Source organism: Natrialba sp. INN-245 (assembly GCF_009807105.1).
Lineage (GTDB): Archaea > Halobacteriota > Halobacteria > Halobacteriales > Natrialbaceae > Natrarchaeobius > Natrarchaeobius swarupiae.
Genome location: NZ_WUBV01000029.1, coordinates 18,846 through 35,089, shown reverse-complemented (window position 1 = coordinate 35,089; position 16,244 = coordinate 18,846). Strand labels below are relative to the sequence as shown.

The 16,244-nt window shown below is 65.4% G+C and carries 12 protein-coding genes and 1 pseudogene; 7 read left to right on the top strand and 6 right to left on the bottom strand.

Annotated features, from left to right (window positions below; genetic code table 11):
* Positions 1-131: 131 nt before the first annotated feature.
* The 5 genes and pseudogenes from GRS80_RS09605 to GRS80_RS09585 form a co-directional block, all read right to left on the bottom strand.
* Positions 132-584: a hypothetical protein gene (locus tag GRS80_RS09605; protein ID WP_149082538.1), complete on the bottom strand. Its 453-nt coding sequence runs from the start codon at positions 582-584 to the stop codon at positions 132-134.
* Entirely contained in the window at positions 581-1,093 is a 513-nt protein-coding gene (locus GRS80_RS09600; protein WP_160047364.1) for a winged helix-turn-helix domain-containing protein, read from the bottom strand. Before GRS80_RS09600 ends, GRS80_RS09605 begins: the two co-directional genes overlap by 4 nt.
* 202 nt (positions 1,094-1,295) lie before the next feature.
* Positions 1,296-1,640: pseudogene (locus tag GRS80_RS09595) on the bottom strand (zinc ribbon domain-containing protein); the annotation flags it as partial.
* A gap of 534 nt (positions 1,641-2,174) precedes the next feature.
* Positions 2,175-2,939 (bottom strand): precorrin-8X methylmutase, encoded by a 765-nt coding sequence (locus GRS80_RS09590; RefSeq protein WP_160047363.1) that lies wholly within the window; start codon positions 2,937-2,939, stop codon positions 2,175-2,177.
* 69 nt (positions 2,940-3,008) lie between these two features.
* Positions 3,009-6,917, bottom strand: a complete 3,909-nt coding sequence (locus tag GRS80_RS09585; protein WP_160047362.1) for a cobaltochelatase subunit CobN — start codon at positions 6,915-6,917, stop codon at positions 3,009-3,011.
* A gap of 34 nt (positions 6,918-6,951) precedes the next feature.
* On the opposite strand from GRS80_RS09585, the gene GRS80_RS09580 reads away from it, so the two are divergent.
* From GRS80_RS09580 to GRS80_RS09560, 5 genes are all read left to right on the top strand, one after another.
* Entirely contained in the window at positions 6,952-9,189 is a 2,238-nt protein-coding gene (locus tag GRS80_RS09580; RefSeq protein ID WP_160047361.1) for a VWA domain-containing protein, read from the top strand.
* A 230-nt stretch (positions 9,190-9,419) separates the two neighbouring features.
* Positions 9,420-9,704 carry a hypothetical protein gene (locus GRS80_RS09575; protein WP_160047360.1) on the top strand — a complete coding sequence of 95 codons (285 nt, stop codon included), beginning with the start codon at positions 9,420-9,422 and terminating at the stop codon, positions 9,702-9,704.
* 340 nt (positions 9,705-10,044) lie between these two features.
* Entirely contained in the window at positions 10,045-11,865 is a 1,821-nt protein-coding gene (locus tag GRS80_RS09570; protein ID WP_235019701.1) for a NosD domain-containing protein, read from the top strand.
* A 128-nt stretch (positions 11,866-11,993) separates the two neighbouring features.
* Complete coding sequence (locus GRS80_RS09565; RefSeq protein WP_160047359.1) at positions 11,994-12,821, top strand: ABC transporter ATP-binding protein; 828 nt, start codon at positions 11,994-11,996, stop codon at positions 12,819-12,821.
* A 68-nt stretch (positions 12,822-12,889) separates the two neighbouring features.
* Complete coding sequence (locus tag GRS80_RS09560; RefSeq protein WP_160047366.1) at positions 12,890-13,717, top strand: ABC transporter permease; 828 nt, start codon at positions 12,890-12,892, stop codon at positions 13,715-13,717.
* A gap of 113 nt (positions 13,718-13,830) precedes the next feature.
* Here GRS80_RS09560 and GRS80_RS09555 read toward each other — a convergent pair whose 3' ends face one another.
* Positions 13,831-14,451: a nitrous oxide reductase accessory protein NosL gene (locus GRS80_RS09555; RefSeq protein WP_160047358.1), complete on the bottom strand. Its 621-nt coding sequence runs from the start codon at positions 14,449-14,451 to the stop codon at positions 13,831-13,833.
* 147 nt (positions 14,452-14,598) lie between these two features.
* On the opposite strand from GRS80_RS09555, the gene GRS80_RS09550 reads away from it, so the two are divergent.
* Both GRS80_RS09550 and GRS80_RS09545 read left to right on the top strand, forming a co-directional pair.
* Positions 14,599-15,270 (top strand): SCO family protein, encoded by a 672-nt coding sequence (locus GRS80_RS09550; RefSeq protein WP_160047357.1) that lies wholly within the window; start codon positions 14,599-14,601, stop codon positions 15,268-15,270.
* 3 nt (positions 15,271-15,273) lie between these two features.
* Positions 15,274-16,146 (top strand): sulfite exporter TauE/SafE family protein, encoded by an 873-nt coding sequence (locus GRS80_RS09545; RefSeq protein WP_160047356.1) that lies wholly within the window; start codon positions 15,274-15,276, stop codon positions 16,144-16,146.
* Positions 16,147-16,244 lie beyond the last annotated feature (98 nt).

Sequence of the window (16,244 nt, the reverse complement as noted above, 5' to 3'; positions counted from 1 at the left end):
GTGACACCGAACCGGGGATTCGTCCCGTCCGACTAACCGTCGGAAGAGGCCGAGTTCACTGACAAGCCCCGCGCCACCGTGCGCGGGGCAGTTGACTGGCAAGATCCCTTCTAGACCCTCGTGGTAGTCATTCACGGTGGGTTTGACGCACTATTCAGCCGATCCAGGTCATCGTTATCGTACGCCGCTCGCCACATCGAATGGACTGCACGAGTGACGAGTGATACCTCGGTCACGTCGATACAGGACGGTTCGGCGGCCGTCGTGGTTGCGGCCGGTGGGGGATGAAAGTGGGTTTCGGGTGAGTGTGTATTCGGGTGGCGATCGAATCGCCAGTTGACGTCTTCGCTATCGACGTAATGAAACGAGTACATCCCCAGTTCGCTCCACTGGATATCGAGTCTCGCAGCGTCGGCGTCTCCAAGGCCGTCGCTGAGACTGATCTGCAGTTCCGTGGGTGCGACGACGTCATCGTACGAGGTTGCGTCGACTACCGGCTCGAGCTCGAGCCAGCGGTCACGAATCCGCTGGAGCGCCGGGAGATAGATCGGTCCGAACTCGCCGGCTCGGTCGTCCTCGCTCATACAGCGAGCTGGTGTCTGGCTTCGTCGTAGGCAAGTGCTGCTTGGGCAACGGCGAGGTTCTGCCGCGTCGTTCGCCATGCGGTGAGGTCGTCCCAGCCCTCCGTCTCGTCGGCGTCGAGTTGCTGGCTGAGCTCTTCGGGTGACACCACGTCGTAGCGGTCCTCAAAGCGTCGGATCTCGGCCTTCATTCCCTTGATGCTGTCGAGCAACTCCGGTCGATTAACCTCCTCACGAAGCTCGCGGATCCGGGACATCAACACCCGGTCGCTGTTTCGCTTGTACAGCGTCGTTTGGCCGTCCTGCTCCGTCTCGGCGAAGCCCGTGTTCACGAGCGCCTTGCAGTGTCGGCGTGCCGTCGGTTCGCTCACGAGGGCGCGGTCGGCGATCTCGGCTGCCGACTGCCCGTCGTGGGTTTGCTCAACGATTTCGTACACCCGCTCGAATGGCGTGGTCTCGTCTTTCCAGTCCGCTTTGACCTGCTCGTTGATGTTATCCCACGTCTCGGCCATACCAGGTGCTACGGACTCTATGGGCAAATAATTTCCTAAGAAAACTATTTCTTTCTATGTGCTTGTACAGGAGTATTGTCGGACTCGCTGTTCCTCTACAGGCGGTTCAAGGCGAGTGCCTCGGGGCTTGACCCCGAGGAGGTTCACTAAGTTGACATCCTCCCCGCGCTAAAGCGCGAGGATTCCTCCGTTGGGGGTTCGGCTACCGACCCACGGAGGCAACTTGCGGGTTCGTGCGCACTTCTTTGGGACTTTCGTGAGGGTATGGTTTCCCCGACCAGTCGTGGTCGTCCCACTCGAATCGCACGGGCCGTGCCATCGGCCTGATTTCGCAATCGCTGTTTTCTCGAAGGAACGTCTCTGACGCCGTGAGGTCGGCGTGTCCCTCGAATCCACACGGACACGTCAGCGTCTCCTCGTGGCGAACCGTCTTCTCGTGGTCGCCACACTCGGGACACGTCTGACTCGTCCACGCTTCCGACTCGGCTTCGAGGCTGATGCCGTACTCCTCACAGACGCACGCGAGACGGTGGATGAACTTCTTAAAGATTGCGTTGGAACCCCGTCTATGCCATCGACGGCGGTTGAATACTGTTGGTCGGCTTCATCCCCGCCCTGAAGGGCGAGGCTTTCGCCTCGAATTTTCCGTAACGACCACCGCACCAACACCGCCGGCGACTGCGAGGACACCGACCATCGTCGCCAACATGACCTCGTTTTCGACGCCGTAGCCAACCACGATCACGCCCACAAGTGCCGAGATCACTCCGCCTCCGTACCAGCCACTCGAGTGTTGTGCGCCACGAACTGCTGCCCAGGCAACGCTCCCGATCGAGAGTACGAGTCCGACCCAGTATTGTGTCGTCCAGCGACGCGATTCACGCCCACCGTAAACGGTGGGATTCTCTCGCTGTTCAAAGATAGCTGGCCAGCCAACTCGAGGCCGGCAGACGATACTATCACGGCCACAGCGGCGATCGTCAGACCAACTACACCGAGTCTACAGCTCCGGTAGTGTCGTTTCGGAACATCCGCGTCGACATGGGAGCGTTTCTCGGATCGATCGCCGACCGCTATCGACTCATCGATCCGCGTCCCCAGCCTCGTTCTGGGCGACTCGAGTTTCGGCCGCGAGATCCAACTCGAGGTCGCCGGCGCGGACGTCGCTTGCGACGTGGATCAGTTCGTTGGTCAGCGCCGCTGCGAGGCCGCTTCCGCCTCGACGGCCGACGTTCGTGATCGCCGGGACGCCGTACTCGGTGCTCACCTCGCGAATCCGTTCCCGACTTTCGGAGGCCTTGACGAAGCCGACCGGCGTGGCGACGATGGCGGCGGGTCTGGTCCCGTTTTCGATGCAGTCTGCGAGCGCGAACGCGGCTGTCGGCGCGTTGCCGACCACCGCGATAGCCCCGTCGTAGACCCCTCGTTTGTCGAGTTCGAGCACCGACGCCGCGGTTCGGGTCATCTCCGTCTCTTTCGCGAGTTCGCTTCCGTGGCCGATCGCCTTGCGTCGCTCGCAGTCGTGGCCCCTGCTCGTGACGCCCGCTTTGGCCATCGTGATGTCCGTGACGATGTCGGCGGACTCGAGGACGGCACGTGCGCCTGCCCGAATGGGTGCATCCTCGTCGTTGCCGATCTCGTCCCGGCCGGTGAACTCGAGGAGGTGCTGGAACTCGATGTCGCCCATCGAGTGGACCGACTTCTGGCGCACGCGGTCGGCCAGCGTCTCGTCGGGGACGAACTGGCGGACGATGTCCATGCTCGTCTCGGCGATCTCCATCGCCTCGGTCGTCGTCGCGCCGAGGTCGGCGTACTCCTCCTCGATCGCTCCGTCGCTGTCGCTCATCGCTGATCACGCACCGGGCCGCGACCATCGTCTCTCGGGCGAACGGATTCGGTTGTTCCGCGAGCGGCGTCAGTCATCGGTCGACACCCCCGCGCCGACGGCGTCGTTAGTCGTCCGCGCTTCGAGGTCGCCTTCGACCTCGAGATTCAGGTCGCGAAGCCGATCGATCGTGGCCTCGTCGGCATCCCAGAGGTCGCGATCGATCGCCTCGAGCAAGGTGTCGGTGATGGATTCGAGCGCCCAGGGATTGACCTCGCGCATCCACGCCTGACGATCCTCGTCGAAGACGAACTTCTCGGCGACTTCTTCCCAGAGCCGGTCGGAGACGACGCCCGTCGTCGCGTCCCAGCCCAGCGTCACGTCGACCGTCGTCGAGAGGTCGCCCGCACCCTTGTAGCCGTGTTCCTCCATGGACTCGAGCCAGTCGGGATTCAGCACGCGGGCGCGCATCGCCTTGCGGACTTTCTCCTCGTTGGTGTAGACGTCCACGTTGTCGGGGTCCGAGGAGTCGCCGACGTAGGAGGCGGGTTCCTCGCCCGAAATCTCCCTCACCGCGGAGATGAAACCACCGTGGAAGGCATACCAGTCCGAGGAGTCGAACTCGTCCTGTTCCATCGTGTCCTCGAGTTTGACTGTGGCGTCGACGCTCGAGAGACGCCGTTCGAAGGATGCGTGGGCCTCGGAGACGCGCCCTCTCGAGCCCATCGCGTAGCCACCCCACTGGACGTAGACGGAGGCGAGGTCGGAGCGGTCGTCCCAGTTGCCTTCGTCGACGGCCTTGTTCGTCCCGGCACCGTAGCCGCCGGGTTTCGTGGTGAAGACGCGGTGCAGGGCGGCCTTTCGGGCATCACTCTCGTCGAGGCCCTCCATCTCCTGTAACTGCTCGGCCTCCTCCTCGACGTGTTTTTTCACGTAGTTCATCTCGTGGGGTTCGTCGAGATCGACGACCGCATCCACGGCGTCGTGGATCACGCCCGCCGCGGCCGGGAACGCGTCCCGGAACAGCCCGGAGACGCGGGTCGTCACGTCGATTCGGGGTCGATCGAGTTCCTCGAGCGGAATCGGCTCGACGTCGTCGATCCGGCCGGCGTCGGTCCACTGCGGTTCGACGCCCATCATCGCGAGCACCTGGGCGATGGTCTCGCCGCGGGTGCGGACGGTGGGGGTCCCCCAGGCGACGACGCCGATCTCCTCCGGATAGTCGCCGTTTTCACTGTAGTGGCGCTCGAGGACACCCTCGGCGACCTCCTTCCCGACCTGCCACGCGGGTTTCGCGGGAACCTTCCGTGGATCGAGCGTGTAGAAGTTACGCGCCGTGGGGAGCAAGTCGACGCCCCCGCGGGTCGGTGCGCCGGAGCCGCCCGGCGGCACGTACTCGCCCGAGAGCGCGTCGGCAGTTCGCGGAATCTCGTCCTCGGCCCCCTGAACGCGCGGCTTGGCTTCCTCGCAGATGTAGGCCAGCACCTCGCGTAGGTCGTCGTGGGCACCCGATTTGGCTCGTCCGTCGCCGATCGTCTCGAGGTCGACGACCAGCAGGTTCATATTCACTTCGCTCTCTGGGCCGGCGTCTCGTTCCGACTCGGGCACGTCGAAGTCGTGTTCCGCGAGGGTTTCGACCAACTCGAGGCTCGTCTCGTGGACCACATCGGCGGCCTGGGCGTAGGTCATCCCGAGCGCCTCGTCGTACTCACCGGGCGCGTTCAGCATCGTCTCGTAGTCGACGCCGAGCGCGCCGGCGACGCTCTCGCGTAAGCTCGGCGCGCCGGGGTTCTCGAGGCGCGTCAGGGCGACCAGATACTCCACCAGACGTTCGCCCTCGGGCGGCTCTGACATCGTGTGCAGGCCCAGCCGAATCTGGGTCGTCTTGACGTCCGTGAGGTGCTCGTGGACCCGTTCGACGAGGTCGTCGGTCGTGAGGTCCGCACCGATCACGTCACCGTCGACCGCCCCCTCCGCGAGCGTCGACCCCGCTTCGTCGGGGCCACGGACGTCCGCCTTCTCGTCGATCGTCCCCGAAATGCCGAGTTCGACTGCGAGATCCAGTTCCTCGACTTTCTCGCGGATCAGCCCCTCGAGATGCTCGCCGTCGTCCGCGCGGGCGTCTTCCATCCCGGCTTCCCGATACTGATTTGCGAGTTCCTCGAGTTCCGCGAGTTCGTCGTACGTTCCCGCCGACCGCATCACGGGCGTCAGGTAGTCGACGATGGCGGCGTACGACCGGCGTTTGGCCTGTGTCCCCTCGCCGGGGTTGTTCACGATGTAGGGGTAGACGTTCGGGATGTCGTCGACCAGTTGGTCGGGTGCGCTTGCCCCGTTGAGACCGACCGTCTTGCCGGGGAGCCACTCGAGGCTGCCGTGGGTGCCGAGGTGGACAACGGCGTCGGCCTCGAACGCGTTACGGAGCCAGCCGTAGAACGCGTAGTAGTCGTGGGGCGGCTGGAGGTCCGAGTCGTGGTAGACTTTCGAGGGGTCCATGCCGAATCCACGAGGCGGCTGGACGGTGACGAGCACGTTGCCGAACTCGACGCCCGGGATGGCGAACGGGCGGTCGGGCACCTCGCCCCACTCCTCGAGAACGTGTTCCTGGAACCGGTCGTCAGCCTCCGCAAACCACCCCTCGTAGGTGTCGGGCGAGACGACGTCGACCGACAGGTCGCGGACGTCCTCCGGGGCGACCCACCGGTCCTCGAGCGTGAGCTGTGAGGTCAATTTCTCGACGAGTGTCTGTCCGTCTTCCGGCATTTCTCCGCCGAGATCGTACCCACGCGCCTCGAGTTCGGAGAGCAGGTTGACGGTCGACTCGGGCGAATCGAGCCCGAACGCCGTCCCGATCCCGTCGTCGCTCGGCGGGTAGTTGTGGAGGACGACGGCCACGTTCTTCTCCTCGTTCGGCGTGTGCCGGAGGGTCGCCCAGTTGACCGCAAGCCGGGTCGCGTGGTCGATCCTGTCTGCGATCGGGAAGTGGTGTTTCGGCGCGCTGCCGATGCCGGCCTCGTCGTCCGTTCGCTCTTTACCGGAAACGGGGTGTGTGATGACGTTGCCATCGAACTCCGGTAGCGCCACGGAAAGGGCGAGTTCGAACCCTATCACGCCCGTATCGCTGGCCTCGTAGCGCGACTGGGATCGCATCGTCGTGATCGTCTGGAGCACAGGCACCCCGAGTCGGTCGAGGAAGACATCCTCCGCGGAGTCGCCCTCCCCGCTGGCCGAGCGTCCGCGTTCGTCCATCGAGAGCGAGAACATGAACGAAGAGAGGACGGCGTCGACGATCGGGTCGCCATCGTCGCCGACCAGCCAGTTGTCGGTCACCCACTCGGCATCCTCTTGCTCCTCTGTGTCCGTGGCGGGGTTACAGAAGATCGGCAGGGCGTTTGCGCCCTGCTCCTCGAGCGCACGGACCTGTACGTCGACATACCGGACGTTCTCGTGGGTCCAGTGGGATTCGTAGAACCAGATTGCGACCGTCGGCTTCCCGGGGTCGTGTGTCTCGAGGAGGTCCTCGTACCCGATCCCCGGATGGTCGGGGTGGTAGACGCCCTCCGTCGGCAGGCGTGTGGGGTCGTCGTACGCGTGGTTCTGGCCCGCGTACTCCGCCGCGAGGAACCGACAGCAGTTCTCGACGTTTACCGTCCCGCCGCGCTCGAGGTACTCGTATACCCGATCACGGTGGTCGTTGGCGACCGTCGTGTCCTCCACGGCGAACGCGTCGCCCGTCGATTTGACGATCAGTGGGACGTTCACCTCGCTTAGTGCCCCGGTCGCGTACTCGTAGCCGGGCATGCTCTCTTCGGCGCCGTGCAGCCAGAAGACTGCCGCGTCGGCGCCGCGCAGTTCCTCGACGAACGCCTCGATCTCGGGTTCGCCGTCCAGGTCGCTCTCCGAGCGAACGACCAGTTCGACCTCGGGCAGGCGCTCGGCGGCCTGCCCGATCGAGCCGAGTTCGTTCTCCGTCGCGGTGTAGATCCCGATGCGTGTCATCGAATTTTTAAACCTCTATTGTATTAGCTCAAGCATGGTTGCAGAGCGTGGCGGCAAAAACCTGTCGTCACTCCCCTTTCCCGCCATCGTCGAGCAGGACGAATTAAAGCGCGTTCTGCTGTCCGTCGCGGCCAACGACGGCCTCGACGGCGCGCTGATCGTCGGTGAGAAGGGAACCGCGAAGTCGACCGCCGTCCGCGGGTTGGTCGATCTGCTCCCCCAGCAACGAGCCGTCGCGGACTGTCCGTACGGCTGCGATCCGGACGACCGCGCCTCGCAGTGTGCGTCGTGTCGGAACCGCGATCCGGACGACCTGCCGGTCGAAACCCGTCCCGTTCCGCTCGTTACCCTCCCGCTCGGGGCGACCAGGGATCGGGTCGTCGGCACGCTTTCCGTCGCCGACGCCCTGTCGGGTGAGGCCGACTTCGATCCCGGCCTGCTCGCTCGAGCCCACCGCGGTATTCTCTACGTCGACGAGGTCAATCTGCTCGAGGACCACCTCGTGGACGTCCTCCTCGATGCGGCCGCACGCGGCGTCAACACCGTCGAACGCGATGGGGTCAGCCTCTCCCACCCTGCGGAGTTTACCCTGGTCGGTACGATGAACCCCGAGGAGGGCGACCTTCGCCCGCAACTGCGCGATCGGTTCGCCCTCCAGGCCAGCGTGACGGGCTGTCGCGACGTCGACGACCGCGTCGAGGTGATCGACCGCGCACTCGAGGACGGCTCCGGCGACGCCGACCTCCGAGCCGAGTACGCCGACGACGTCGACCGACTCCGGACCGACCTTCTCGAGGCCCGCGAGCGCCTCCCCCGGGTCGACCTCCCGACCGAGTTCAAACGCGAGATCGCCGACCTCTGTCTCGAGGCCGGCGTCGACGGCCACCGTGGCGACGTCGCGATCGCCAGGACGGCGATGACGCTCGCCACACTCGAGGGTCGGACGACGGTGATCGAACCCGATGTCCACGAGGCCACGAGCTACGCACTCCCGCATCGTCTTCGAGCTACGCCGTTCGAGGACGAACCCGACCTCGACGACCTGCTCGAGGATCGGTTCGACGAGAGCGCGTCCAACGGGTCCGAAAGACAGGGAACCGAAGCGGAAACGGGTGATGGCGACGAGATGGGAGACGACTCCGACGAGACGGGCGACGGAACCAGCCGAGATAGTGGCGAGGATACCGCCGGCGACGCCGATTCCGACGGTCGCGACTCGAGCGATCCGGACGGCCGCCCCGGGACATCCCCCGATCACTCCGACCGTGACTCGGACGGTTCCGACCGCCGATCCGAAACCGCGGATGAACCCGTCGACGAGCCCGAACCGCTGGAGGCCAGCGGTGCCGGGACGTTCGGCGGGGACGACTCTCGTGGGTCCGAATCCGACAATGTCGGTAACGGCGACAGCGAAGATGACGACGAATCCGCCGGCGACGAGGATGCCCGACCACTCGTGCCGGGCCAGCGACGGGGCGAGGTCGCCGGCGTCGGCGAGGCGAGGGCACCCGACCTCGAGACGCCGACCGTGGACAGTTACGACTCACCGGCGACCGGCGGTGATCGGGTGAGTGCGGTCCCTACTGTCGACAACCGCGGCGCGCGCGTCAGGACTGAACCCGCTTCGGAGGGCGATCCGATCGACGCTGCGGCGTCGATTCGTTCGGCCGCCGCTCGAGGGAGATCACAGGTCGAAAGACGGGATCTCAGACGGTCCGTTCGAACCGGCGAGACATCGACTACGATCGTCTTCGCCGTCGACGCCAGCGCCTCGATGCGCCCGGCGATGCGAGCGGCGAAAGGCGTCGTCCTCGAACTCCTGCATGAGAGCTACGAGCGACGAGACCGGGTCGCGTTCGTGGCCTTCGCGGGCGAGGACGCCGACGTCTTGCTCCCGCCAACGGAGAGCGTGGGGCTCGCGGCGCGACACTTGAAGGACCTCCCGTCGGGTGACCGGACGCCGCTTCCGGCCGGACTCGAGACGGCACGGACGGTCGTCGAACGCACGGAAACGGATGCGGCTGTCGTCGTTCTCGTCACCGACGGCCGAGCCACTGTCGCTGACGCCAGCCCCACCGAAACGACCCGCGAGGCCGCGTTCAAACTCGCGAGATCTGTAGAGTCCGTCGTCGTCGTCGACGCAGGGGACGACTCCCGCGTCGATCTCATCCCGATGATCGTCGACGAAACGGATGGTACTCTCGTTGGCTTGTCAGCTCTGACGGCCGAACGGGTTCGATCGGCTGTGGATCGAGCCGTCGGCGATCGATAGTTACGGGTTACTGTCTGTCAGTACCGTCGCTCCTGGGACCCGTTCTTCGGGAGCGGCGGGACACAGGGACAACAATCCGTACGCGTGGTCGGCCACTCAAATGGTTCGCGTCTGTTCGATTAGATTATTCGCGGCCGCCCGCCACCACCGCTAGCGCGTCCCGAAGACGACCGGGCAAACGGGGAATACACTTAACCGAGTCGATATTGAAGCCGATACCGAGAACCGAAATGCCCGGCCTCGACGGACCACGCCCGCCGCTTCCCGAGTGGATCCTCGAGTGTTACGAGTATCTGCGGAGCCACGCCGACGAGCGAGCCGATGAGGTGGGTTCCGGTCGGTCGATCGAGTACGAAGCCGCCGTCGATTCGCTGTCCGCGAGCCGCAAGTTGATGCTCGAGCGCGAGGACGCAAAGTACGCACTCGCCAGACTGCTCGAGCGTGGCTACTTCTACGAGGTCGGCGACGAACTCCGGGTGACGATGCCGGACCAGGATTGCTGTCGCAACAACTGAGAGGGATCGTTGGAGCGTTTGGCCGGTGATCGCAAACCCGTCCGAGCGATCATCGGTATCGGACGACAACGGTCCGTCTGATCCGGGGTGGGGTGAGCGCCGCTTCGAGCCTCTCGACCGTTTCACGTCGAAAACCAGGTCGTAAGCGCCGCTCACCGACGTTCGATGGCTGAACCAAACGTTATACGTAGTTTCCCGTTCTACAATCGCTGTGAAGCGTTCGTTGTCTCTCGTCGTCGTGAGCGCCGTCCTCGTCGTCGCAGCGGTCGCGGTTGGGCTGTTCGTGGTCGATGTCGATTCCACCGATCCCGAGCCCGCCATCTTCGACGACACCGTCTCGATGGGACTTGCCCTGGCAGACGAGCGCGCCCTCGAGCAGGAGGTCGAACTTCCGAAGGCTCAGGTGTTTTACTCCCAGTACGAGTACGTCGTCGGCTACTACGGCGTCGAGACTTTCGTCGAGGCCCAGCGGTCGCCGGGACACACCCAACGTTTTGGCTATCCTCTGACGGTCTATGTCAGCGATTACTCGTCGACGGATATCGAACTCGACGAGGCGGGACAGCCCACAGTCGACCGCCAGCCGGCCTGGCACGACGCCGAGGACGCCTGGTATGTCTACGGGAGCGATGCCGTCGCACCCGGCGGCGAGACCGTCGTCCCGTTCTCCGAGCGCGATGACGCCGAAGCGTTCGCCGACGCCCACGACGGCACCGTGTTGACGTGGGAGGCCCTCCTCGAGGCCGAGTTCGAGGCCGACGAGGCGACGGCGGTTCGCGATCGCGTCGACGATCAACACCGCGACGCGGACCAGCGAGTCGAGGCCGCTGCCACCCTCCGTGATCGCCCCGTCTCGACCGTCGTCGGCGAGGACACCGACACCGTTCAGGCGGCAATCGACGAGGCGCCGGCGAACACGACAGTCCTCGTCCCCGACGGAACGTACGAGGAACGCCTCGAGATCGATCGCCCGCTCACCCTCGCCGGCGAGGGCGACGTGACGATCGATGGCGGCGGGAACGGAACGGTGATTACGTCGACCGCTGAGGGGACCGCAATCGTCGACCTCGAGGTCGTCGGCTCCGGCTCCGAACGACTCGGAACGGGCGACCTTCCCGGCGACGACGAGGCGGCCGGCGAGTGGGATGAGACGTTCGAAGGGAACTACGCGGGCGGCGACGCCGGCATCGGCTTACACACCGCTCCCGGATCGATGGTCGAAGACGTCACGGTCGACTCCTCGGCCAGCGGGATCATCCTCCGGCGGAGCGGCGACTCGGTCGTCCGCAACGTGACCGTCCACAGTCCGGAGAACCCGGAGGACGGCCACGCGGGGATCCTCTCGTTCCGCTCGCCGCTCGTCGTCGAAGGGTCGACGGTGTCCGACGGCCGGGACGCAATCTACACCCACCGCTCGCACGATTCCGTCGTCAGGGACAACCGCATCGAGGGGAACCGACTGGGGATCCACCTGATGCACACGTCGGATACACTCCTCGCGGATAATCGGCTCTCCAACCAGTCGAATACGGGGATCTTCATCATGACCGGTCCCGAGCGAAACGCCGTCGTCGACAACGAGATTCGCAACGTCGACGACTTCGCGCTGTTTCCCAGCGGGAGTTCCTCGTACGTCGCGGGGAACGTTCTCGCTAATAGCCAGGTCGGACTGCGCGTCGACGCGACTGACACGCTCTACGAGCGAAACGTCATCGCCGACAACGAAATCGGGGCCCAGACGCGGGCGATGTTGCCCACGAATCAGGTCGTCGCGAACGATTTCGTCGACAACGATGTTCACGCTGAAGCCGGCACCGGCCCGCTCCGAATCTGGAGCGACGGCACGGGGAACTACTGGCAGGGTGTGACGACCCTCGCCGGCGAGCGCGGTCCCGGCGGGATCGTCGATCGAGCCTACTCGCCGACGGCCCCCGTCGACCAGCGACTCCACCGCGTCGACGGCACACCGACGCTGTCGCGCGCGCCGGGACTCGAGGCCCTGTCCGGACTTCAGGGCACGGTTCCCGGGATGCGAACCGGCAGCATCGTCGACCTGGCACCGACCTGCGAACCGAACAACCCGGAGTTACTCGAGGGAACCGAGTGGGAGGATCGGGCGTGGTCCTGTGACCGGGCGACGGCTCTCCACGATTCGCCATGAGCGAGGATACGCCAAGTTCAGACGGAACGGACCGACCGACCACGGAAACCGAGACGACGGACACGGAGACGGAGACGCAACTGGGGGCGGAGTCGGCCCCGAATCGAAACCCGAGCGCGAATCCGAATATGAGCACGAACACACCCACCACACCGAGTACGGACGCGGAACCAGAATCGAGCGACGCCGAGACGACGCAGTCGGACGACGTGTCGGATCGACCGGCCGTCCTCGAGGCCGACGGCATCGACCACGCCTACGGGACGGTCTCGGTCCTCGAGGCCGTCTCCACGACCGTCGACGCCGGGGCCGTCACGGCGCTGATCGGCCCGAACGGCTCCGGGAAGACGACCCTACTGCGGGTGCTCGCCGGCCTGCTCGAGCCGACCGCGGGCTCGGTCATCTACCGCGGCGACGCGGTCGCCCGACGAATCGGCTACCTCCCCCAACAGCCCGCGTTCCGGCCCGGGTTCACCGTGCTCGAGACGCTGCGCTTTTACTCGTCGCTGGTCGGCGCGGACGAGGCCGAAACCGACGCCATGGATCGCCTCGAGACCGTTGGCCTCGCCGACGCCGCTGACCGTCCCGTCAAGGCACTGTCGGGCGGGATGACCCGGCTGGTCGGGATCGCCCAGGCGACGATCGGCGATCCGCCGGTGGTCGTCCTCGACGAACCCGCAAGCGGCCTCGATCCCGGGATGAGCAGGCATGTCTTCGAGATCGCGTCCGAACTGGCCGCCGAGGGGACAGCCGTTCTGTTGAGTTCCCACGATCTGGGGCTGGTCGACCGAACCGCCGACGAGGTCGTGGTCCTCGACGACGGACGGATCGTCCGCCAGGGGCCGCCCGACGCCATGCGGGCGACACTCGAGGTCGACTCGCTGCGAGCGGTCTACGAGGAGTCGGTCGCGGCCGACGCGGGCACCGTCCGGGTACAGGGGGTGACCGACGAATGAGCGGTCACGCTGATCTCGAGGCCGATGCTGGTGCCGACGCCGACACCGGCGGCGAGGTCGAGGCACCGATGCAGGCACGAACGCCTGGGACCGCACACCTCCTGTGGACGATCGTCGGCCGCGAACTCCGTACCGTGGGCCGGACGCGAACGTTCTACCTGCTTGCGGCCACGCTCGCGGCAGTCGTCCTCGGGATCACCTGGATCGGCGGCGGCTACACTGCGGGCTATCTCCCGACGGCGGTCGACCTGCTGACGCCGCTCGAGTTGCTCGTGCCGATCGTCGCCGTCGCCTTCGGCTACCGGGCGATCCTCGCCGACAAGCAGCGAGGGGAACTCGACGTCCTCGAGACGTATCCCGTCTCGCCCCGGGAGATCGTTCTCGGCGTCTACACGGGCCGAGCCGTGGGACTTGCAGCCGCAATCGCGCTTCCACTTGCGGTGGCTGCGGTCGCGATCGCCCTCACGGGCGACGACACCGTCGCGATCTACGCGACACACGCCGGTGCCGACTCGCCGGTGCTGTTCGCCCGGTTTCTCGTCCTGACGGTGCTGTTCGGACTGGTCGTCCTCGCCGTCGCGATCGCGATTTCGTCGCTGGTCAGCGCTACTCGCAGCGCACTGGGGCTATCCGTCGTCGCCCTCGTCGCGTTGCTCGTCGGGTTCGATCTCGCCATCGTCTACGGACTCGCCGAGGGCATACTCGGCGACACCGACCTGCTGTACTCGCTGGCGATCAGCCCGCTGAGCGCCTATCGCGGGCTCGTCCTCGAGACGACGGTCGTTGTCGCGACGGGAACGGGGCCGCAGGTGGCGTCGCCGCTTGCGAGTCTCGCCGGGCTGGCCGCGTGGACCGTCGGTTCGCTCGCGGTCGCGATCTGGGGCGTTCGGCGGTAGTCGACTGGTCGACGGCTCATCCTCGAGTCAGATCCGGGCGGCCGCGACTGACGACTGGCCGCTGTAGATACGTAGGAAACTGCCACGTCGAGACGGTGCGATACGGACCGAAATCAGCCCATCAGGGACATGACCAGTTCGGGAGTCACGTCCTCGTGTTCGTACAGGTCGCCGCCGTACTCGGTCTGGAACTCCTCGGCCTCGTCGGCGTCGCCGAACCCGATCATCGACGGTCCCATGGCTCCCTGGACATCGCTGTCGACGACCAGCGTGAGGCCCTCGACGCCCGCGAACGCGTCTGCCTCGAGGTGGCTGCTGATCTCTTCGATGTCGTCGTCGAGCTCGATGTCGTAGTCGACGATCGAGTAATCGGTCAGGTACGTCGCAGTCGGGTCGTGACCGGCGTTTTCCTGTTCGAACGTGTGGCTGTAGGTGCAGGTCGAACTACAGAACTGGGCCGGTCGATCTTCGCCGACGACGTCGTCGGGATCGTCGTAGTGGGTCTGTCCGACCGGGCCGGGATGTTGCCCGATCTGCATCGTACACTGATCGCAGGCCTGATCGCCGTCGATCGTGATCGGATCGGGTGCGTCCTCGTCGTCCTCGCCGAGACAACCGGCGAGCGCGGCGACGCCGATGCCGGCCGCACCGACGAGCGCCGTGCGACGAGTGAGAGTCTCTCCGGCACCGGCGACGATTCCGTCCCGACTTTCCGTATGTGTCTGCTCGTCCATACCGGCCCTACGCTCTCGACGGATAAGTTCCGTCTGGTACACGCTCCGAATCGGAGCAGGTCCATCCGTCGGATCGGTGTTTTTCACGGCCCGTTTTCGACAGACACACCAGACGCTACTTGCCGATCCGATGGCAAGGTACTTCTAATGCACCGCCGCCGCGCGTTGAGCCTCGGAGCGACGGCCGGGCTGACGGCTACCGCCGGCTGTCTGACCGGTCTGTTAGACGACGATTCGGCCGAACACGCCGTTCTCGAGCCACCGGAGGAGGGTGTTCATGGAGACACCTCGTATCCGACCTACGGCGAGCCGTTCCCGGCGTTCGAACTCGAGGATCCGATCGCCGAGACGTCCGTTGACGTGGACGCTCTCGACGACGCACTCGTCGTGACCGCCTTCTTCGCGTCCTGTCCAGCGGAGTGTATCCCGCTGATGAACTCGATATCCAGGGTTCAGTCGATTGCCACCGACCGTGGATTCGAGGACGAGACACGGATCCTCGCGGTGACGTTCGATCCCGAACGTGACACCGCCGACGCGCTTCGAGAGCACGCCGACATGCTCGACATCGACTACGAGGCGGACAACTGGCACTACCTCCGTCCCGAGGACGACGAGACGGCCACGGCCGTCGTCTACGAGGATCTCGGCATTCCGTTCGAGCGCGAGGAACTCGGCGACGAGTACGACTTCATACACATCACGGTCACGTTTCTCGTCAATCCCGACGGCTACGTCGAACGGGCCTACCGGGGAGAAGACCCCGACCCGGGACAGATCGCAGACGACCTCGAGGGCGTGCTCGACGGTCTCGAGTGACCGATGGTGGGGTTCGGTCTCGTTTTCGAACTGGCGTCGTCTTCACCGCGGATCTCGCAGGTCGTCCTCCAGCAGTGTTACGATCCGGCGCTCGACCCGACGGCGATCGAACCGGTCAGTCTCGTCGTCTTCGCGCTGATTGGACTTCTGGGCGGCGCACACTGTCTGGGAATGTGTGGGCCGCTGGTGACGACGTACTCGGATCGGTTGCGTGCCCAGAACAATGAACCATCGGCTCGCACCGAACTGACGGTGGGCATGGTCAAACAGCACGCGCTGTTCAACCTCGGTCGGACGGTCAGCTACGCACTCATCGGCGGGCTGTTTGGCCTCGCGGGGTCGCTGGTCTTCGTCTCCCCGCAAGCGGTGACGGCCGTCGCGACCGACGTTCACGCGATCGCCGGCATCGTCGTCGGTGCCCTCATCGTCGCGATGGGGCTTCACTACCTCGCCGGACGGGGTGTCGTCGGTGGCTCGATCGATCTACCGCTCGTTCAGCCACTCCTCCAGCGGGTTTCCGTCGCTCTCCGTTCGCGAATCGACACCTGGGTCGGCGATAGCCGGATCGCCGGGCTCGGCGCGGTACACGGCTTGCTCCCCTGTCCGTTGCTGTACCCAGCGTTTCTCTACGCGTTCGTTCAAGGATCCCCGTCGGGTGGGCTCCTCGCACTGGCCGCACTCGGGCTCGGGACCGTCCCGGCGATGTTTCTGTACGCCACCGTGTTCCAGTCGCTCAGCCTCGAGACGAGGATGAAACTGCATCGGGTGCTCGGCGTTGCGTTCGTCCTGCTCGGATACATTCCGCTGCAACACGGCCTCGCGACGCTCGGCGTTCCCCTCCCGCACGTGCCGCTACCGTACTACCAGCCGCTGTAAACTACCCTACCCTACTTCGCTCGGGGGCAATCGCCCCGCTCGCTCGTTGAGGGTGGGGCCTCCGCCTCGAATTAGGTGAATCGCCCCGGGACGCCGGT

What these genes read in the sequence shown, in the direction of transcription:
- GRS80_RS09555 (WP_160047358.1), bottom strand. Translation starts at nt 14,451, where the DNA reads ATGGACGAGCAGACACATACGGAAAGTCGGGACGGAATCGTCGCCGGT.
- GRS80_RS09550 (WP_160047357.1), top strand. Translation starts at nt 14,599, where the DNA reads ATGCACCGCCGCCGCGCGTTGAGCCTCGGAGCGACGGCCGGGCTGACG.
- GRS80_RS09545 (WP_160047356.1), top strand. Translation starts at nt 15,274, where the DNA reads ATGGTGGGGTTCGGTCTCGTTTTCGAACTGGCGTCGTCTTCACCGCGG.
- GRS80_RS09580 (WP_160047361.1), top strand. Translation starts at nt 6,952, where the DNA reads ATGGTTGCAGAGCGTGGCGGCAAAAACCTGTCGTCACTCCCCTTTCCC.
- GRS80_RS09590 (WP_160047363.1), bottom strand. Translation starts at nt 2,939, where the DNA reads ATGAGCGACAGCGACGGAGCGATCGAGGAGGAGTACGCCGACCTCGGC.
- GRS80_RS09585 (WP_160047362.1), bottom strand. Translation starts at nt 6,917, where the DNA reads ATGACACGCATCGGGATCTACACCGCGACGGAGAACGAACTCGGCTCG.
- GRS80_RS09560 (WP_160047366.1), top strand. Translation starts at nt 12,890, where the DNA reads ATGCAGGCACGAACGCCTGGGACCGCACACCTCCTGTGGACGATCGTC.
- GRS80_RS09605 (WP_149082538.1), bottom strand. Translation starts at nt 584, where the DNA reads ATGAGCGAGGACGACCGAGCCGGCGAGTTCGGACCGATCTATCTCCCG.
- GRS80_RS09600 (WP_160047364.1), bottom strand. Translation starts at nt 1,093, where the DNA reads ATGGCCGAGACGTGGGATAACATCAACGAGCAGGTCAAAGCGGACTGG.
- GRS80_RS09565 (WP_160047359.1), top strand. Translation starts at nt 11,994, where the DNA reads ATGAGCACGAACACACCCACCACACCGAGTACGGACGCGGAACCAGAA.
- GRS80_RS09570 (WP_235019701.1), top strand. Translation starts at nt 10,045, where the DNA reads ATGGGACTTGCCCTGGCAGACGAGCGCGCCCTCGAGCAGGAGGTCGAA.
- GRS80_RS09575 (WP_160047360.1), top strand. Translation starts at nt 9,420, where the DNA reads ATGCCCGGCCTCGACGGACCACGCCCGCCGCTTCCCGAGTGGATCCTC.